Genomic DNA, 19,034 nt, shown 5'->3' with positions numbered 1-19,034 from the left:
AGGCGCAGACTGGGCCCATGAGCTCGCACACTTCCACGACGCCCGGTCCCTCCGTGCCGGAACCCGACAGCGCCGAAGGCGGCGTCGACGGCGCCGCGGTCGACGCCTATCTCGCCCGGATCGGCGCGGGCCGCCCGGCGCGGGCCGACGGCGAAGCGCTGCGGGACCTGCAACACCGGCATCTGCTCGCCGTGCCCTTCGAGAACCTCTCGGTCCATCTGGGCGAGGACATCGTGCTGGAGGAACGGGCGCTCATGGACAAGGTGACCGGCGGGCGCGGTGGCTTCTGCTACGAACTGAACGGCGCGTTCGGCGCGTGGCTGCGCGCCCTCGGCTTCCGGGTGACCCTGCTCCAGGCCCGGGTCTTCGGCGACGGCGGTCGGCTGGGCATCCCGTACGACCACATGGCGCTGCGGGTGGAGACCGAGGACGGCACCGGGCCCTGGCTGGTGGACGTCGGCTTCGGCGACAACGCGCTCGGGCCGCTGGCGCTCGACGACCGGGCGGAGCAGGAGGACCTCCGGGGTGTGTTCCGGCTCCGTCAGGCGCCGCAGGGAGACCTGGATCTGCTGCGTGGCGGCTCGCGGCAGTTCCGGCTCGACCCGAGGCCGAGGACGCTGGCGGAGTTCCGCGGCGGGGCCTGGTACCACCGCACCTCACCGGACTCGCACTTCACCCGGTCCCTCGTGTGCTCCCGCTACACCGAGACCGGGCGGGTGACGCTGAGCGGGCGGACCCTGGTCACCACGGTCGGCGGGGAGCGGCACCGTACGGAACTGGCCACGAACGAGGAGGTTCTCGCCGCCTACCGGGACTATTTCGGGGTGCGGCTCTCGCGGGTTCCCGAGGTCCGGGAGCCGGTTGGCGTGCCAGGGCGCGACACGCGCCGGTGACCCTGAAGGCGCTGGGTCCCGCCGGGCGACCGGTCCGCACACCCGGCGCTTGCTATTCGGATCATTGGTGACATCTGCGGACGGGTCACCGGATCACGCCCTGTGTCGGCCTATCCCCTTACACCTCACCACACCTTCGTACAAGCCCTTCCGAGGATCTCCGTTTGCCTCGAACGCCGCAACAGTGATCGAATGCGTGTTTGTCGGCGGGCCGCTGATCCGACAGAGACGTCCACCTGTCAGGGCCCGAAGCGTGGAAGCGCCCCTGGGGGTACGTAAGAGATGTTCGGCCGTTGGCTGGGAAACAGAGGCCAGGCGGGTGGGCGCGGTGGGGCCCTCGCCGGATTCCAGGTGCCCCGTACCGCGGGCGTACTCAGCTGCCGGGTGCTGGACCCCGTCAACGAACCAGTGCAGCAGGCGGAATTCGTCGTGACCGACAGTGCCGGTCGCAAGGTGACGGGCGGTGAGACGGACCCCTTCGGCAGCGTTCTCGCCACGGTCCCGGCCGGTGACTACCGGCTGGCGCTCACGGCCGAGGGCTTCACCCCGTTCCACGGCGCGGCGACAGTGACCGAGGGGGCGCACGCCACCCTGGGCGATGTGACCCTCCAGGTGGCGCAGCCCCCGCAGCTGCCCGACCCCGGCGACTGGGACATCGAGCCGAACCACTCGCAGATCGGCTTCACCGCGCGACACATCGGGATGGCCCGGATCCACGGCAGGTTCAACACGTTCGCCGGGGCCGTCCGGATCGCGGACCGCATGGAGGACTCCGCCATGCACGTGGTCATCGACGCGGCGTCGATCGACACCAATGTGCAGATGCGCGACGACCACCTGCGCTCCGGCGACTTCCTCGATGTCGGCCGCTACCCGACGCTGGAGTTCTACAGCGAGCGCTTCGTCCACCGGGGCGGCAGCCGCTGGGGCGTCACCGGCGCGCTGACCCTGCACGGCGTCAGCCGTACCGTGACGCTGGACACCCAGTACCTCGGTATCGGCAGCGGCCTGGAGGGCGAGACGCGCGCCGCCTGCCGGGCCACCACCGAACTGCACCGCGAGGACTTCACCCTCACCTGGCAGACCATGCTCGCGCGCGGTATCGCGGTGGTGGGGCCCAGCATCGTCATCGACCTGGACATCCAGATCGTGCCCAAGGGCTGAGCTGCCGGGCGGGGCTGCGGACAGGCGCCTACGGCTTCTCCAGCCAGCCTTCGTGCTCCTCGGCGAACGCGTCCAGCGAGGCCGGGTCCAGGCGCCCGGCCGCGTCCTCGACGACCACCAGCCACTGGGCGTCCTCGGCGTCGTCCTCGCCGGCCAGCGCGTCCCGGACCAGCTGCGGCTCCTCGGTGACTCCGAAGCGGTCCGCCAGCTCCCCGGCCACCTCCTCCGCGGCGTCGCGGTCGGGCAGCACCAGTACATGTCTCACATCGCTCACCCGGCCATTCTCCGGTACGGACGCCGGTGCCCCGCACCCCGCACCCACGCCCCGCACCCCGCGCCCGGCGCCCCAGGGTGGCCAGGCAGTGCTGTCCGGGCCGTCAGGGCTGTCAGTGGGGCGTGGGATGCTGGATCGCGATGGCCACCAGGAAGAATTCCACCGACGATCCGCTCGCCCCCCTCACCCTCGCCGTGGGCCAGGAGGACCTCCTCCTGGACCGTGCGGTGCAGCAGGTGGTGGCCGCGGCCCGTGCTGCCGACGCCGACACGGACGTACGCGATCTGGCGTCCGACCAGTTGCAGCCCGGCACTCTCGCCGAGCTCACCAGCCCCTCGCTGTTCGCCGAGCGCAAGGTCGTGATCGTGCGCAACGCGCAGGATCTCGCGGCCGACACGGTCAAGGACGTCAAGGCGTATCTCGGCGCGCCGGCGGAGGAGATCACGCTCGTCCTGCTGCACGCGGGCGGAGCCAAGGGCAAGGGGCTGCTGGACGCGGCGCGCAAGGCCGGGGCGCGGGAGGTCGCCTGCCCGAAGACCACCAAGCCGGCCGAACGGCTCTCCTTCGTACGGTCGGAGTTCCGGGCGCACGGGCGGTCCGCGACGCCGGAGGCGTGCCAGGCGCTGGTCGACTCCATCGGCAGCGATCTGCGGGAGCTGGCCAGTGCGGTGTCCCAGCTGATCGCGGACGTCGAGGGCACGATCGACGAGGCGGTCGTCGGGCGCTATTACACCGGGCGGGCGGAAGCCTCGTCGTTCACCGTCGCCGACCGGGCGGTGGAGGGGCGTGCGGCGGAGGCGCTGGAGGCGCTGCGGTGGTCGCTGTCCACCGGGGTGCCGCCCGTCCTGATCACCAGTGCGCTGGCGCAGGGGGTGCGGGCGATCGGAAAGCTGTCCTCGGCGCGGGGCGGCCGGCCGGCCGATCTGGCCCGGGAGCTGGGCATGCCGCCATGGAAGATCGACCGGGTGCGGCAGCAGATGCGGGGGTGGACGCCGGACGGGGTCGCGGTCGCCCTGCAGGCGGTGGCGGCGGCGGACGCGGGGGTGAAGGGCGGAGGGGACGACCCGGAGTACGCGTTGGAGAAGGCCGTCGTCGTCGTCGCCCGGGCCGCGAGGGCCGGGCGGTAGGCGGTCCCCTGCCGGGCGCCCGGGTGCGGTCACGGGGGGCCTCGGGCTCGCCGCGGTGTGCGGAGCCCTGCGGTGACCGGCTCCGCCCCGAGCGCCGGACGGGCTGGGAGGGGCGTCACGGCCGCAGTGTGCGGGCCCTTGCGCGAGCACCGGTTCCGTCCTCAGAGGCCGGACGGTCCAGGCGCGGGCGCGGACGGGCCGGCTGTGCCCCGGGAGAGGACCGAGCGGCCCCCCGGCTCTGACCGTCGGGCCGAGGGCCCCGGACGTACGGAAGCCCCGGGTCCTCGATCTGGGGAGATCGGGGCCCGGGGCTTCCGGATCACACTCTGGGTGCGCCGCACCCGCGTGGCGAACGCAGGTTCGGTGTGCGGCGCGGGGTGCCGGTCAGGGACGGGAGAGAGGGCCCGTCTGGTCCGTTCCGGCGGTCACATCAGTGAGCTTCGGGTAGAAGCTCAGCCCTGCAGGGAGGCAACCTTGGAAGCCAGCGCCGACTTCTTGTTGGCGGCGGCGTTCTTGTGGATGACACCCTTCGAGACAGCCTTGTCGAGCTGACGGGAAGCGTCGCGGACGGCCGTGGTGGCCTTCTCGACGTCACCGGCAACGGCGGCCTCGCGGGCCTTGCGGATCGCGGTCTTGAGCGACGACTTGACGGCCTTGTTGCGCAGGCGCGCCTTCTCGTTGGTCTTGTTCCGCTTGATCTGGGACTTGATGTTCGCCACGAAAGAGCCTTTTCAGGTTCGTTGGATCTTCTGGGTGGCCGCGCCGCTCCTGAGAGCACACGAGGCACAGCTGTCCACGGTAGCAGTCACCCTCCGACCGGCCCAAACCGGTCGCTGTCCGGCAGGCGTGGGACGATGGAGCCTACGTATCGATCCGACCGACCCGACATCGACCCGAGACACGGCGTTCGGCGTCTCAAGAAACAGGACCCTGCGTGCCCGCGACTCCTTCCAACGTGCCCGAGCCGAGCCGTACCGACCCGGCGCTGATCCGCAATTTCTGCATCATCGCGCACATCGACCACGGCAAGTCGACCCTCGCCGACCGGATGCTTCAGCTGACCGGAGTGGTCGACCAGCGGCAGATGCGCGCTCAGTACCTCGACCGGATGGACATCGAGCGCGAGCGCGGCATCACCATCAAGTCCCAGGCGGTCCGGCTGCCCTGGGCGCCCGACACCGGCGAGGACACGGGCACCACCCATGTCCTCAACATGATCGACACCCCGGGCCACGTGGACTTCACCTACGAGGTCTCCCGTTCGCTCGCGGCCTGCGAGGGCACGGTCCTGCTGGTCGACGCCGCGCAGGGCATCGAGGCCCAGACGCTGGCCAACCTCTATCTCGCGATGGAGAACGACCTCACCATCATCCCGGTGCTCAACAAGATCGACCTCCCCGCCGCCCAGCCGGAGAAGTTCTCCGAGGAGCTGGCCAACCTCATCGGCTGCCAGCCCGAGGACGTGCTCAAGGTCTCCGCCAAGACCGGGATCGGCGTGGACGCGCTGCTCGACCGGGTCGTGCGGGACGTACCGGCCCCGGTCGGCGTGGCGAACGCCCCCGCCCGCGCGATGATCTTCGACTCGGTCTACGACTCCTACCGCGGTGTCGTCACCTACGTCCGTGTCATCGACGGACAGCTCAACAAGCGCGAGCGCATCCGGATGATGTCGACCGGCGCCACCCACGAGCTGCTGGAGATCGGGGTGTCGTCCCCGGAGATGACCCCGGCCGACGGCATCGGCGTGGGCGAGGTCGGCTACATCATCACCGGTGTGAAGGACGTGCGGCAGTCCAAGGTCGGTGACACGATCACCTCCCTGCACAACGGGGCGACCGAGGCGCTGGGCGGCTACAAGGACCCGAAGCCGATGGTGTTCTCGGGGCTGTACCCGCTGGACGGCTCGGACTACCCGGACCTGCGCGAGGCGCTGGACAAGCTCCAGCTCAACGACGCCGCCCTGGTCTACGAGCCGGAGACCTCCGCCGCGCTCGGCTTCGGTTTCCGCGTCGGCTTCCTCGGCCTGCTCCACCTGGACGTGGTCCGCGAGCGGCTGGAGCGCGAATTCGGCCTCGACCTGATCGCCACCGCCCCCAACGTGGTCTACCGCGTCGAGATGGAGGACGGCACCGAGCACACCGTCACCAACCCGAGCGAGTTCCCCGAGGGCAAGATCGACCGGGTGCACGAGCCCGTGGTGCGTGCCACGGTGCTGGCCCCGAGCGAGTTCATCGGCGCGATCATGGAGCTGTGCCAGGGCCGGCGCGGCACGATGCTCGGCATGGACTACCTCTCCGAGGACCGGGTCGAGATCCGTTACACGCTGCCGCTCGCGGAGATCGTCTTCGACTTCTTCGACCAGCTGAAGTCCAAGACCCGGGGTTACGCCTCCCTCGACTACGAGCCCACCGGCGAGCAGTCGGCCCAGCTCGTCAAGGTGGACATCCTGCTGCACGGCGACAAGGTGGACGCGTTCTCCGCGGTCACCCACAAGGACAAGGCGTACGCGTACGGCGTGCGGCTCGTCGCCAAGCTGCAGAAGCTCATTCCCCGGCAGAACTTCGAGGTGCCGATCCAGGCGGCCATCGGCGCCCGGGTCATCGCCCGCGAGACCGTCCGCGCCATCCGCAAGGACGTCCTCGCCAAGTGCTACGGCGGTGACATCTCCCGTAAGCGGAAGCTGCTGGAGAAGCAGAAGGAGGGCAAGAAGCGGATGAAGATGGTCGGCAACGTGGAGGTTCCGCAGGACGCCTTCATCTCCGTCCTGTCGACCGACGAGTCCGCGGGGGAGAGCAAGGGCAAGAAGTAGCCCCGGCCCTCCGCCCTTCAGCGGTCCCCAGGGCCCCCATGCCGCAGTACCGTGCGGCGTGGGGGCCCTTCGCCGTGGGCCCTTTCGTTATCAAGCGGCGGCCCGTTGCCTCTTACGTGGCGGACATGTGCGCTCTACTCTGATCACGACTCGATGGTTACTGGCCAGTTAAACAAGCCCGAACAAGCAGGTTGCGCAGCAGGACGAGAGCAGCAGGGCGACAGCAGTGGGTCGCCGCATCAAAGAAGCCGGTCGTAGCAATGCCGCAGGCCCGGAGGACGTCGTGAGCGACACACAGACCTTGATCGATAACCGGCCGCCCTCCGTGGCGGCCCTCTTCATCGACCGCGTGGCGGCGACGCCGGACGGGGAGGCGTACCGCTATCCGGTGCCCTCCGCCTCGGGCGAGGGCCCCGACGACTGGAAGTCGCTGAGCTGGGGCCAGGCCGCGGAGCGGGTCTACGCGATCGCCGCCGGGCTGATCGCGCTCGGCGTGCGGCCCGAGGAGCGGGTCGCCCTCTCCTCGGCCACCCGGGTGGAGTGGATCCTCATCGACCTCGGGGTGATGTGCGCGGGCGCCGCGACCACGACGATCTACCCCTCCACGAACGCGGAGGAGTCGGCGTTCATCCTGTCCGACTCCGAGAGCCGGATCCTCGTCGCGGAGGACGCCGAGCAGCTGGCCAAGGCCCGGGAGACCCGCGAGGGCCTGCCGGATCTCGCCCATGTCGTGGTCATCGACCCGGCCGGCGTCGAGCCCGCCGAGGGCGACCCCGAGGGCTGGGTCCTCACCCTCGCGGAGCTGGAGGCCCGGGGCGCCGAGCTGCTCGCCAAGACTCCGGACGCGGTCACCGAGCGGGTCTCCGCGATCACCGCCGACCAGCTCGCCACCCTCATCTACACCTCGGGCACCACCGGCCGCCCCAAGGGCGTACGGCTGCCGCACGACAACTGGTCGTACATGGCCAAGGCCACCGTGGCGACCGGCCTGATCAACGCCGACGACGTGCAGTACCTCTGGCTGCCGCTCGCCCACGTCTTCGGCAAGGTCCTCACCTCCGGCCAGATCGAGGTCGGCCACGTCACCGCGGTCGACGGCCGCATCGACAAGATCATCGAGAACCTGCCGGTCGTCCAGCCGACCTACATGGCCGCCGTGCCCCGGATCTTCGAGAAGGTCTACAACGGGGTCGCCTCCAAGGCCCGCGCGGGCGGCGGCGCGAAGTACAAGATCTTCCAGTGGGCGGCCGGGGTCGCCCGCGAGTACGCCAAGGTCTCCCAGGACAACTTCCGCCGCACCGGCCGGGCGTCCGTCCCCTTCGCGCTGGGCGCCAAGCACAAGGTCGCCGACGCCCTCGTCTTCTCCAAGATCCGTGAGGCGTTCGGCGGCCGGCTGCGCGCCTGCGTCTCCGGCTCCGCCGCCCTCGCCCCGGACATCGGCTACTTCTTCGCGGGCGCCGGCGTCCACATCCTGGAGGGCTACGGCCTCACCGAGACCAGTGCCGCGTCCTTCGTCAACCCGGGCGAGGCGTACCGCACCGGCACGGTCGGCAAGCCGCTCCCCGGGACCGAGGTGCGCATCGCCGACGACGGCGAGATCCTGCTGCGCGGCCCCGGCGTCATGCAGGGCTACCACAAGCTGCCCGACAAGACCGAGGAGGTCCTGGAGTCGGACGGCTGGATCCACACCGGGGACATCGGCGAACTGTCGGTCGACGGATACCTGCGCATCACCGACCGCAAGAAGGACCTGATCAAGACGTCCGGCGGCAAGTACGTCGCCCCGGCGGAGGTCGAGGGCCAGTTCAAGGCGGTCTGCCCGTTCGTCTCCAACATCCTGGTGCACGGCGCGGACCGTAACTTCTGCACCGCGCTCATCGCCCTCGACGGGCCCACCCTCCTCGGCTGGGCCGCCGAGAACGGCCTGGAGGGCAAGCCGTACGCCGAGGTGGTCGCCGCGCCGCAGACCGTCGAGCTGATCGACGGCTACGTCAAGCGCCTCAACGAGGGCCTCCAGCGCTGGCAGACCATCAAGAAGTTCCGCCTCCTGCCGCGCGACCTGGACGTCGAGCACGGCGAGCTGACCCCCAGCCTCAAGCTGAAGCGGCCGGTCGTCGAGCGCGAGTACCAGGGGCTCATCGACGAGATGTACGCGGGTTCGCGCGAGGCGTAGCGCGAACGGCCCGACACCGACCGCCCGGGGCCCGGCCCCGGCTCGCACCGGGCGGTCGGCGTCCGGCGCCCACGGGGCCGAACGCCCCCGCCCGCCGTGCACGCCCCGTTGAGTTTCCCGAAACATTGCGTTCGAACATGCTCGATTTTCTGCCTACTTCCGTAACTCGTTGCTTATGGATGCGGCCGGTCTGTCACTCTGTCGGTGTCGTCGGACCGTAGGAGCCGCACCGTGGCGCCCATCCCCTTGCAGCGGGACATCGTGCAGCGTCCCGGCACCACCCGTGCCGGGCACGCGCACGGACCGCGCCTGGCCGGCCGCACCAGCCTGCCCGGCGTCCCCCTCGCTCCGTCCGCCGCCCGCCGGTTCGTGCGCGCCGCGCTCGCGGAGTGGACCGGGCTCGGGGTGCCGGCCGCCGTGGGCTTCAGCGACCGGCTCGCCGACGACGCCGTGACCGTCACCAACGAGCTGGTCACCAACGCCGTCGTGCACGCCGGGACCACGGTCGACCTGCTCCTCAGGCTGGAGGAGGAAGGCGGCGACGAACCATCCGCCGCCCTCGTGCTGGAGATCACCGACCACCACCCGGCCCGCCCGGTGAGCGGCGAGGGCCCCGGGGCCGGGCCGGCCAGGACGCCCGCGGACGAGCTGCCCGACCCGGCCGAGTACGGCCGGGGCCTCCAGCTCGTCGCCACCCTCGCCGACTCCTGGGGCATCACCTACCGCACCGGCCGCAAGACCGTCTGGGCCCGCCTTCCCGTCGACGACTGGAGCTCCCCGCCCGCCGCGCCCGACGGGGAGACCCTCAGGCGCGGCCTGCGCGCCGCCGAGATCCTCGCCCCCGCGGCCCGGCGCGCCGAGCGCGACGACGCGGTCTGGGACAGCCGGGGCGCCCCCGCCTTCCTCGCCGAGGCGTCCGACCTGCTCGCCGGGCAGCTCGACGAGGACCTGGTGGCCGCCATAGCGGGCCAGCTGCTGGTGCCCCGGCTGGCCGACTGGTGCGCGATCTGGCTGGAGGCCGAGGGCGGCGGACCGGCCGCCGAACCCCGGCTCGCCCGGGTCTGGCACAGCGACGAGACCGGTGCCGAGCCCCTGCGCACCGCCCTGGAGAAAGCTCCCCCCGAGCTCCCCGACGGCGCGGGCCCCGTCCCCGTGCCCTGGCCCGCGCACCACGCCGAGGGCGACCGCCAGGAGGATTCCCCCGCGCCGCCCTCGTGCCCCGGCGGCCGGGGCGGGGCCGCGCTCGCGTTCCGGATCACCGCGGGCGGCCGGGCGCTCGGGACCGTCCTCGTCGGCCGTGAGGGCGTCGCCCAGGTGCCGGAGGCGGTGACGTCGCTGATCGAGGACTTCGTCCGCCGCCTCGGCCTCGCCGTCGGCGCGGCCCGCGCCTACACCCGGCAGGCCACCATCAGCCGCATCCTCCAGCGCGGCCTGCTCCCCAGCAAGGTCGCCGAGATCCCCGGCCTCACCAGCGCCCTCGTCTACGAACCGAGCGACGACGGCGTGGTCGGCGGTGACTTCTACGACATCTTCCCGTGCCCCGGCGACCGCTGGTGCTTCGTCCTCGGCGACGTCCAGGGCAGCGGCCCCGAGGCCGCCGTCGTCACCGGCCTCGCCCGCCCCTGGCTCCGGCTGCTCTCCCGGGAGGGCTTCGGCGTCGGGAAGGTCCTGGACCGGCTGAACCGGCTGCTCCTCGACGACGCCATGGAGGCCGCCGAGGCCGCCGCCCTGATGGTCGCCGCCGCCGGGGGCCGGCAGCTCCACGACGGAGCCCAGCCGCGGTTCCTCTCCCTGCTGTACGGGGAGGTCGTGCCGCTCCCCGGCGGCGGGGCCCGCTGCACGGTGGCCAGCGCAGGGCACCCGCTGCCCCTGCTGCTGCGTCCCGACGGCTCCGTACGCCCGGCGGCCGAGCCCCAGGTGCTGCTCGGGGTCGTCGAGGACGTGGCGTACGGGAGCCAGGTCTTCGACCTGCTGCCCGGGGACACGCTGCTCTGCGTCACGGACGGGGTGACCGAGCGCCGGTCGGGCCCGCTGATGTTCGACGACGGGGACGGGCTGGCCCGGGTGCTGGCCGGGTGCGCCGGGCTGCCCGCCGGGGCGACGGCCGAGCGGATCCGCCGGGCCGTCCACGCGTTCGCCGAGCGGCCCCCGGACGACGACCTGGCGCTGATGGTCCTGCACGCGGAACGGCTGCCGGACTCCGGCCCGGTCCGGACAGCGCCGGCGGCGAGCGACAATGGACGGTATGCCTTCCGTACTGCCCGATGGTGAGCCCGTGCCCGACGACGGGGCGCTGCCCCGCCATGCCCTGGAAGGCGCAGCCGACCGCCCGCTCGGCTTCTACCTGCACGTCCCGTACTGCGCCACCCGCTGCGGCTACTGCGACTTCAACACCTACACCGCCACCGAGCTGCGCGGCACCGGCGGAGCGCTCGCCTCCCGCGACAACTACGCCTCCCACCTCATCGAGGAGGTCCGCCAGGCCCGCAAGGTCCTCGGCGACGACCCGCGCCCCGTGCGCACGGTCTTCGTCGGCGGCGGCACCCCCACCCTGCTGCCCGCCGCCGATCTCGTGCGGATGCTGGCGGCGATCAGGGAGGAGTTCGGGCTCGCGGACGACGCGGAGATCACCACCGAGGCCAATCCGGAGTCCGTCGACCCCGCCTACCTCGCCGCGCTGCGCGAGGGCGGTTTCAACCGGGTCTCCTTCGGCATGCAGAGCGCCAAGCAGCACGTCCTGAAGATCCTGGACCGCACGCACACCCCCGGCCGCCCCGAGGCGTGCGTCGCCGAGGCGCGCGCGGCCGGCTTCGACCACGTCAACCTCGACCTGATCTACGGCACCCCCGGAGAGTCCGACGACGACTGGCGGGCCACCCTGGACGCCGCGATCGGCGCGGGCCCCGACCACGTGTCCGCGTACGCCCTGATCGTCGAGGAGGGCACCCAGCTCGCCCGCCGTATCCGACGCGGCGAGATCCCGATGACCGACGACGACGCGCACGCCGACCGCTACCTCATCGCGGACGCCGCCTTCGCCGCCGCCGGCTTCGACTGGTACGAGGTCTCCAACTGGGCGACCACCGAGGCCGGCCGCTGCCTGCACAACGAGCTGTACTGGCGCGGCGCCGACTGGTGGGGCGCGGGCCCCGGCGCCCACAGCCACGTCGGCGGGGTCCGCTGGTGGAATGTGAAGCACCCCGGCGCGTACGCCCAGGCGCTCTCGGAGGGCCGCTCGCCCGGCGCGGGCCGCGAGGTCCTCGGCGAGGAGGACCGCCGGGTCGAACGCATCCTGCTGGAACTGCGGCTGCGCGAGGGCTGCCCCCTCTCCCTCCTGAGGCCCGACGGTCTCGCCGCCTCCCGCCGCGCCCTGGGCGACGGACTGCTGGACCCGGAGCCGTACGGGAGGGGCCGCGCGGTCCTCACCCTGCGCGGGCGGCTCCTGGCCGACGCCGTCGTGCGGGACCTGGTCGACTGACCCGCCCGGAGAACCTCACGGCCTGCAGTCCTTCGCCGTCAGCGGCGGCGCGACCCCGGCCGGCTTGCCGCAGACGTGGGTCCGTTCGGCCTTCGGGCCCCGGCGGATCACCTTGACGATGTTGAGACCGTGCACGTTGTCGGACACCGAGGACCTGGCACGGCTGAACGAGATCGTCCCCGTGGGCATGTTGTTGAGGTCGACCGTGTGCAGCGTCGCCCAGGTCTCCGCCGCGCTCCGGCGCTTGTCGCCGCGCGCCGCGGCGTCGTACAGGGCCGCCGTCGCGCTGTAGGAGATGACGGTCTGCCCGCTGGCGAACAGCTCGTCCTCGTACGCCGGACGTCCCGGGGCCAGCTCGGCGACCTCGCCGTCGGGGTGCAGCGCCCGCAGCGTGCGGTACGCGTCCCCGTAGAAACCGAGGTTCTTCCCCCGGTCCAGCGGGGCGAGCGAGCTGTGGTAGAGCGTGACGTTGGCCGCTATGGACGTGCTGTCGTCGTCGTCGAACGTGCCCTTCGTCAGATCGTCCCCGGTGAACACCGTCATCCGCCGGTCCGAACACCCGGTGGTCTCCGACAGGCCCCGCATCAGCGTCCGCACGTCCTCGACCCGCCCGGCGAAGTACAGCGCGTCGGGGACCCGCTCGGCCCGGCAGATGGTGGTCAGCGGGGCGTTGAGGCTGGCTCCGCCCGCGAGGTCGTACTCCACGTCACGGCCCAGTGTGAAGCCCGACGTGCGGAGCATCTCCTTGCCCGCGGCCCGCTGCTCGGCGGTGTACCGGTCCTTGTCCCCGTTGCGGGTCCGGCGCGACAGCACGAGCGCGTGCGGGCGGTCCAGGCCCTCCGCGACCTGCCGGGCGACCAGCCCCAGCGCGTACGTCTGCTCCTCGTCCGTCGCCGCGAGGCCGAAGTAGTTGGGGAACCGGCGGGGCAGGTCGCTGCTGGAGTTCGTCGTGTTCACCAGCGGCAGCCCCGCCTCGCGCAGCAGTTCCGCCGCGTCGTCGCTCTCGTCGGTGTTGCGGCCGAGACCCACCACCCCGACCACCGTCGGGTCCCGCCGGGCCACCTCGATGATCTTCTTCACGGCGGTGTTCTGCCGCAGCATGTCCTCGCCGCCGTTGGCCGTCAGCACCCGCAGCCTCACCGACCGGCGCACGGTCTTGTTCACCGCCCGCTGCTGGAGGTAGACGCCGGTCAGCTCCTCCAGGCCCTTGCGGGTCGCCTCCCGGTCGTTGCCCGTGGCGGTGAGCGGACCGGCGTACACGATCGTCACGTAGGCGTCGCCCGGCTCGATGTCGTCGTTCTCCTCGCGGATCGCCTGCTCGATCCGCTCGAACGTGATGCCCTCGCCGGCCCCCTTCAGCTCCAGGCCGTTGCCCCGGGCGAAGAGCACCTCGCGAGCGGTCGCCACCCCGACACACTCCCGGTCGCCGTCGGGACCGGCCCAGATCGCGTCCGTGCTGCGGTCGGTCAGCGGTCCGTGGCAGTACGTCTCGCGCCAGTGCCCGGCCCACAGGAACGCCCCGAGCAGACTGCCCACGACGAGCACGGCGACGGTCGCCCGCGACATCACCCACCACGCCCAGGTGCGCCGCACCCGGTGGGTGACGAGCTGCGCGTGCGCGTGTTCATGGGTCAGCTTCTCGGTGGACAGCGGCAGCAGCAGCACCCACGCCAGGGTCGCCGCCGCCACCGGTGACTGGCCCAGGCTCAGGTCGTCGACCCAGCGCTCGTAGCGGGCCCGCGCTCCGGAGGAACCGGCCGGCCCCCCGGGACCCGGCCGCTCCGGGGGCAGCGGCGGGGTGTGCCGCATGATCTCGGGGGCGGGCAGCGAGGCGAGCAGCAGCAGCGGATCCACCTCGCTGCGCCGCGACCGCACGTTGTTGATCGCGTTGATCAGCAGGATGCCGCCGTTGTCCTGGGTGGCCCGGGGGAGGAACACCACCGGCGGGACCGTGCGCTTGCTGCGCCGCCAGTCCAGGGAGTGCGGGCGGTAGTTGTGCCGCAGGTCCTCCAGCAGCGCCTGCACCCGCAGCTCCAGATGGAACTGGCGCGCGTGCTCGTCGCCCGTCCCCGCGTCCGCCACCCGCTCCGCGACCGCCGCCGCCCGCGCCCCGATCACCCGCCACGAGCCGCTCGGCGAGAACCACGACCAGCCGTCCGACGGATGGCCGGTGCTGGACGCGGCCAGGGACGAGGTGGTGGCGAACCACCGGCTGGCCCGGCGCAGCCACAGCAGCGGCGGCGCGGCCCGGCTCGCCAGGCCCACCACGACGAGCCCGATCAGCGCGAGGGCCGCCACCAGCACGGTCAGCAGCCAGTCGATCTCCCCCAGCAGCACGCTGAGGAGGGCGATGAAGAGCGCGCCGACGAACGTCTCGGGACGCACCGACCGCCGCAGGGAGTCCCACCAGGTGCCCCGGCGGGGCCGCCCGGACCGCCAGCGCAGCCGGCTCAGCTGCTCCAGAATCCTTTCCTCGCGTACCTCGGAGGTGTTCCCGTCGGACTGCTCGACCACCGCCGCGGTGGCCTGCTCGATCGCGCCGAGCAGCCGCGAGCGGGGAAAGGAGAACGTCTTGTACTGGGTGTTCTCGCGGGTCTCCCACGGCTTCTCGGAGAGCGTGCGCACCATGTCGAGCGCCGCCTCGTACGGTGTCGCCCCCGCGCCGTCCAGCAGCCGCACCGGCACCCGCCGCAGCTCGTTGGCCCGGTGCACCTGACGCACGAGCTGCTCCACCCGGGCGTCGATCTCCGGCCCCGCCCCGGCGTCCGCAGCCTGGGCCACCACGAGCGGCATCACCGGCCGGTTGACCCGGTACCGGTCGATCAGCTGCTGCATCAGGTGGAAGACGGCCGACGCCGCCTCGTTGTCCGCACTGTCCCGCCAGACCTCGCGCGCCATCGCCCCGTGCCCTTCCCCCGTGAGCCCTTCGGGCCCGTGAACGCCTGTCCGTGCTCTCCCCTCAATAACCGATGGTGCTTGTGGGGCGCAGGCATTCATAGGGATCGGCACGTGATCGTCTTCGACGTTCCCGTATCAGGGCGGTATCGGGCCCTCCCAGCCGCCGGACATCAGTCCGGAAGAGTGACGAAGTCAATCAATTCCTCTACCCGGCCCAGCAGTTGGGGTTCGAGGTCCTTGTAGCTGCGGACCTTGGACAGGATGTGCTGCCAGGCCGCCCCGGTGTTCTCCGGCCACCCCAGCGCCCGGCACACGCCCGTCTTCCAGTCCTGCCCCCTCGGCACCGTCGGCCAGGCGTCGATCCCCACCGAGGACGGCTTCACCGCCTCCCACACGTCGATGTACGGGTGCCCCACCACCAGCACGTGCGCGCCGGTCACCCGCTCGGCGATCCGGGACTCCTTGGAGCCGGGCACCAGATGGTCCACCAGCACGCCCAGCCGGGCGTCCGGCCCCGGCGCGAACTCCCCGACGATCGACGGAAGGTCGTCCACCCCCTCCAGGTACTCCACGACCACGCCCTCGATGCGCAGGTCGTCGCCCCACACCCGCTCCACCAGCTCCGCGTCGTGCCGGCCCTCCACATAGATCCGCCCGGCCCGCGCCACCCGCGCCCGCGCCCCGGGCACCGCCACCGAGCCGGAGGCCGTGCGCGTGGGACGCACGGGACCGCCCGGGCCCGGGCGCACCAGCGTGACGACCCTGCCCTCCAGCAGGAAGCCGCGCGGCTCCATCGGGAACACCCGGTGCTTGCCGAAGCGGTCCTCCAGGGTCACCGTCGGCCCCTGGGCCGTCTTCTCGCAGCGGATCACCGCACCGCAGAAGCCGGTGGCGACCTCCTCCACGACCAGATCGGGCTCGGCGGGCACCTCGGGCACGGGGGCGGACCGCTTCCACGGCGGGGTCAGGTCCGGCTGGTAGCTGCGCATGGCACGACGATATTCGCCGTACGCGCGCCAGGCGCCGAGGACCCGGCGAAGACCGGCGACAGGTCCTTTGGGGGCTCACCCCCCGTCGAGCCGCACGCCGAAGCGTTCCGCCAGCGACGCCCGCTGCGCCCGGACGAACGCCGCGTCCACCACGGCCCCGTGCCCCGGCACATAGAGCGCGTCCTCGCCGCCCAGCGCCAGCAGCCTCTCCAGCGCGGCCGGCCAGCGCGAGGTGATCGCGTCCGGGCCGGCCTGCGGCTCGCCCGACTCCTCGACGAGGTCGCCGCAGAACACCACCGGAGGCCCCCCGTCCGCGTCCGGCACCAGCGCCGCCAGGTCATGGCCGCTGTGCCCGGGGCCCACGTTCGCCAGCAGTACCTGACGGCCGCCGCCCAGGTCGAGCGTCCAGTCGCCGCACACCTCGTGGTGCGGGACCACCAGCGTGTCCGCCGACCGGGCCGCCTCGTCCTCCGGCACCCCGTGGCGCACCGCCGAGGCGCACAGCCCCTCCGCCTCGTTCCGCAGCAGGGCGCCGACGCCCACCGCCCCGTACACCTGCGCCCCGGCGAACGCGGCGGTGCCCAGCACATGATCGAAGTGCGGGTGACTCAGTGCGATATGCGTCACTCTCCGTCCGAGCAGCGCCTCCGCCTGCCGCCGCAGCTCGACGCCCTCGCGCAGCGTGGCGCCGGTGTCGTACAGCAGTACGCCGTCCGGCCCGGCGGCCAGCGCGGCGGTGGCGTCCCAGCCCGGGAGCCGCCGCCTGCCGATACCGTTGCCCAACCGCTCCCAGCCGAAGTCTTCCCAAGCGACGTCCATACGGCGACGCTATCGGCAACGACCTGCACGGTCCCGCCGGAGCGTGGGCCGGTCGCCCTTGCCCCGGCCCCACCCCGCCCCCGTACACTGACCGCGGGGAATTGCTGGCACTCGAACGCACCGAGTGCCAGACAGACACCGAGAGACACGGCTGGAGGTGTGCGCGATGCTCAGCGAACGCAGACTCGAAGTGCTGCGCGCCATCGTCCAGGACTATGTCGGCACCGAGGAGCCCGTCGGCTCCAAGGCGCTGACCGAACGGCACCGGCTGGGAGTCTCCCCGGCCACCGTCCGCAACGACATGGCGGTGCTGGAGGACGAGGGCTTCATCGCCCAGCCGCACACGAGCGCGGGGCGCATCCCCACCGACAAGGGGTACCGCCTCTTCGTCGACAAGCTCGCCGGCGTCAAGCCGCTGTCCTCGCCCGAGCGCCGGGCCATCCAGAACTTCCTCGACGGCGCGGTCGACCTCGACGACGTGGTCGGCCGGACGGTGCGGCTGCTCGCGCAGCTGACCCGGCAGGTCGCCGTCGTGCAGTACCCCTCGCTGACCCGCTCGACGGTGCGGCACGTGGAACTGCTGGCGCTCGCCCCCGCCCGGCTGATGCTCGTCCTGATCACGGACACCGGCCGGGTCGAACAGCGTATGATCGACTGCCCTGCGCCCTTCGGCGAGGCATCGCTGGCGGATCTGCGGGCCCGGCTCAACAGCCGGGTCGTCGGACGCCGCTTCGCGGATGTCCCGCGGCTGGTGCAGGAGCTGCCGGAATCCTTCGACAGCGAGGACCGGGGGACGGTCTCCACCGTCCTTTCCACCCTCCTCGAAACACTCGTCGAGGAGACGGAGGAGCGGCTGATGATCGGCGGCACCTCCAACCTCACCCGCTTCGGACACGACTTCCCGGTGATGATCCGGCCGGTGCTGGAAGCGCTGGAGGAGCAGGTCGTCCTGCTGAAGCTGCTCGGTGAGGCAACGGACTCCGGCATGACCGTACGGATCGGGCACGAGAACGCCCACGAGGGGCTCAACTCCACGTCCGTCGTCGCGGTCGGCTACGGTTCAGGCGACGAGGCAGTCGCCAAACTCGGCGTGGTCGGACCGACCCGCATGGACTACCCCGGAACGATGGGAGCGGTACGCGCAGTGGCACGTTACGTCGGACAGATCCTGGCGGAGTCGTAAGTGGCCACGGACTACTACGCCGTACTCGGCGTGCGCCGCGACGCATCTCAGGACGAGATCAAGAAGGCATTCCGTCGGCTCGCTCGCGAGCTGCACCCGGATGTCAACCCGGACCCGAAGACCCAGGAGCGGTTCAAGGAGATCAACGCCGCTTACGAGGTGCTCTCGGACCCGCAGAAGAAGCAGGTCTACGACCTCGGCGGCGACCCGCTCTCCGGCGGCGGCGGCGGTGGCGGTGCGGGAGGTTTCGGGGCCGGCGGCTTCGGCAACTTCTCCGACATCATGGACGCGTTCTTCGGCAACGCCGCGCAGCGCGGTCCGCGCTCGCGGACCCGCCGGGGCCAGGACGCCATGATCCGCCTGGAGATCGACCTCAACGACGCGGCCTTCGGCACCACCAAGGACCTCCAGGTCGACACGGCCGTGGTCTGCACCACCTGCAGCGGCGAGGGCGCGGCCCCCGGCACCTCGGCCCAGACCTGCGACATGTGCCGCGGCCGCGGCGAGGTCTCGCAGGTCACCCGGTCCTTCCTGGGCCAGGTCATGACCTCGCGGCCCTGCCCGCAGTGCCAGGGCTTCGGCACGGTCGTGCCCACCCCCTGCCCGGAGTGCGCCGGCGACGGCCGCATCCGTTCGCGGCGCACCCTGACCGTGAAGATCCCGGCGGGCGTCGACAACGGCACCCGCATCCAGCTCGCCGGCGAGGGCGAGGTCGGCCCCGGCGGCGGACCGCCCGGCGACCTGTACGTGGAGATCCACGAACTGCCCCACGCCGTCTTCCAGCGGCGCGGCGACGACCTGCACTGCACGGTCACCATCCCGATGACCGCGGCGGCGCTCGGCACCAAGTGCCCGTTGGAGACGCTGGACGGCCTGGAGGAGATCGACATCCGGCCCGGCACCCAGTCCGGCCAGTCCGTGCCCCTGCACGGGCGCGGGATCACGCATCTGCGCGGCGGCGGCCGGGGCGACCTGATCGTGCACGTCGAGGTGATGACCCCCTCCAAGCTCGACGCGGAGCAGGAGCGGCTGCTGCGGGAGCTGTCCAAGCTGCGCGGCGAGGAGCGGCCTCTCGGTCAGTTTCAGCCAGGTCAGCAAGGGCTGTTCTCCCGGCTGAAGGACGCCTTCAACGGCCGCTGAACCGCTTTCCGCCTTTCACCGCACCGCCCGCCGGGTCCGTACCGGCGGGCGGTGCGGCGTACGGAGGGAGAACCGGTCAGGCCGTCG

General features: G+C 72.1%; 14 protein-coding genes. 9 read left to right on the top strand and 5 right to left on the bottom strand.

Features of this window, described 5'->3' with window-relative positions; translation table 11 throughout:
• Positions 1-17: 17 nt before the first annotated feature.
• Together ACIQMU_RS05730 and ACIQMU_RS05725 are read left to right on the top strand one after the other, a co-directional pair.
• Positions 18-893 (top strand): arylamine N-acetyltransferase, encoded by an 876-nt coding sequence (locus tag ACIQMU_RS05730; protein ID WP_402688271.1) that lies wholly within the window; start codon positions 18-20, stop codon positions 891-893.
• A gap of 282 nt (positions 894-1,175) precedes the next feature.
• A complete protein-coding gene (locus ACIQMU_RS05725) occupies positions 1,176-2,057 on the top strand; it encodes a YceI family protein (protein ID WP_352241461.1) in 882 nt (293 codons plus the stop codon).
• A gap of 28 nt (positions 2,058-2,085) precedes the next feature.
• Here the strand turns inward: ACIQMU_RS05725 and ACIQMU_RS05720 are convergent, their stop codons facing one another.
• Entirely contained in the window at positions 2,086-2,331 is a 246-nt protein-coding gene (locus ACIQMU_RS05720; RefSeq protein WP_352241460.1) for a hypothetical protein, read from the bottom strand.
• Between the two features lie 140 nt (positions 2,332-2,471).
• On the opposite strand from ACIQMU_RS05720, the gene holA reads away from it, so the two are divergent.
• Entirely contained in the window at positions 2,472-3,458 is a 987-nt protein-coding gene (holA, locus tag ACIQMU_RS05715; protein WP_352241459.1) for a DNA polymerase III subunit delta, read from the top strand.
• 452 nt (positions 3,459-3,910) lie between these two features.
• Here holA and rpsT read toward each other — a convergent pair whose 3' ends face one another.
• Positions 3,911-4,177 carry a 30S ribosomal protein S20 gene (gene rpsT / locus ACIQMU_RS05710; protein ID WP_352241458.1) on the bottom strand — a complete coding sequence of 89 codons (267 nt, stop codon included), beginning with the start codon at positions 4,175-4,177 and terminating at the stop codon, positions 3,911-3,913.
• A 215-nt stretch (positions 4,178-4,392) separates the two neighbouring features.
• On the opposite strand from rpsT, the gene lepA reads away from it, so the two are divergent.
• The 4 genes from lepA to hemW all read left to right on the top strand — a co-directional run bounded on the left by lepA (position 4,393) and on the right by hemW (position 11,918).
• Complete coding sequence (lepA, locus tag ACIQMU_RS05705; RefSeq protein ID WP_402688270.1) at positions 4,393-6,267, top strand: translation elongation factor 4; 1,875 nt, start codon at positions 4,393-4,395, stop codon at positions 6,265-6,267.
• Positions 6,268-6,550: 283 nt separating this feature from the next.
• Positions 6,551-8,440 (top strand): long-chain fatty acid--CoA ligase, encoded by a 1,890-nt coding sequence (locus tag ACIQMU_RS05700; protein WP_352241456.1) that lies wholly within the window; start codon positions 6,551-6,553, stop codon positions 8,438-8,440.
• A gap of 231 nt (positions 8,441-8,671) precedes the next feature.
• Positions 8,672-10,711 carry a SpoIIE family protein phosphatase gene (locus ACIQMU_RS05695; RefSeq protein WP_402688269.1) on the top strand — a complete coding sequence of 680 codons (2,040 nt, stop codon included), beginning with the start codon at positions 8,672-8,674 and terminating at the stop codon, positions 10,709-10,711.
• Positions 10,677-11,918 (top strand): radical SAM family heme chaperone HemW, encoded by a 1,242-nt coding sequence (hemW, locus tag ACIQMU_RS05690; RefSeq protein WP_352241454.1) that lies wholly within the window; start codon positions 10,677-10,679, stop codon positions 11,916-11,918. Before ACIQMU_RS05695 ends, hemW begins: the two co-directional genes overlap by 35 nt.
• A gap of 15 nt (positions 11,919-11,933) precedes the next feature.
• Here the strand turns inward: hemW and ACIQMU_RS05685 are convergent, their stop codons facing one another.
• The 3 genes from ACIQMU_RS05685 to ACIQMU_RS05675 form a co-directional block, all read right to left on the bottom strand.
• Positions 11,934-14,816, bottom strand: coding sequence for an ABC transporter substrate-binding protein (locus tag ACIQMU_RS05685; protein ID WP_352241453.1), 2,883 nt, complete (start codon positions 14,814-14,816; stop codon positions 11,934-11,936).
• A gap of 170 nt (positions 14,817-14,986) precedes the next feature.
• Positions 14,987-15,805, bottom strand: a complete 819-nt coding sequence (locus tag ACIQMU_RS05680; protein WP_352241452.1) for a DUF3097 domain-containing protein — start codon at positions 15,803-15,805, stop codon at positions 14,987-14,989.
• Positions 15,806-15,880: 75 nt separating this feature from the next.
• On the bottom strand, positions 15,881-16,624 hold the full coding sequence (locus ACIQMU_RS05675; protein ID WP_352241451.1) for an MBL fold metallo-hydrolase: 744 nt from the start codon (positions 16,622-16,624) through the stop codon (positions 15,881-15,883).
• Between the two features lie 166 nt (positions 16,625-16,790).
• On the opposite strand from ACIQMU_RS05675, the gene hrcA reads away from it, so the two are divergent.
• Positions 16,791-17,807, top strand: coding sequence for a heat-inducible transcriptional repressor HrcA (gene hrcA / locus ACIQMU_RS05670; protein WP_030585444.1), 1,017 nt, complete (start codon positions 16,791-16,793; stop codon positions 17,805-17,807).
• A complete protein-coding gene (dnaJ, locus tag ACIQMU_RS05665; protein WP_352241450.1) occupies positions 17,808-18,947 on the top strand; it encodes a molecular chaperone DnaJ in 1,140 nt (379 codons plus the stop codon).
• Positions 18,948-19,034: the final 87 nt, after the last annotated feature.

This window comes from Streptomyces sp. NPDC091649 (assembly GCF_044756785.1).
In the GTDB taxonomy this organism is placed as follows: Bacteria; Actinomycetota; Actinomycetes; order Streptomycetales; family Streptomycetaceae; genus Streptomyces.
This window is presented reverse-complemented; position numbering and strand designations above follow the sequence as displayed.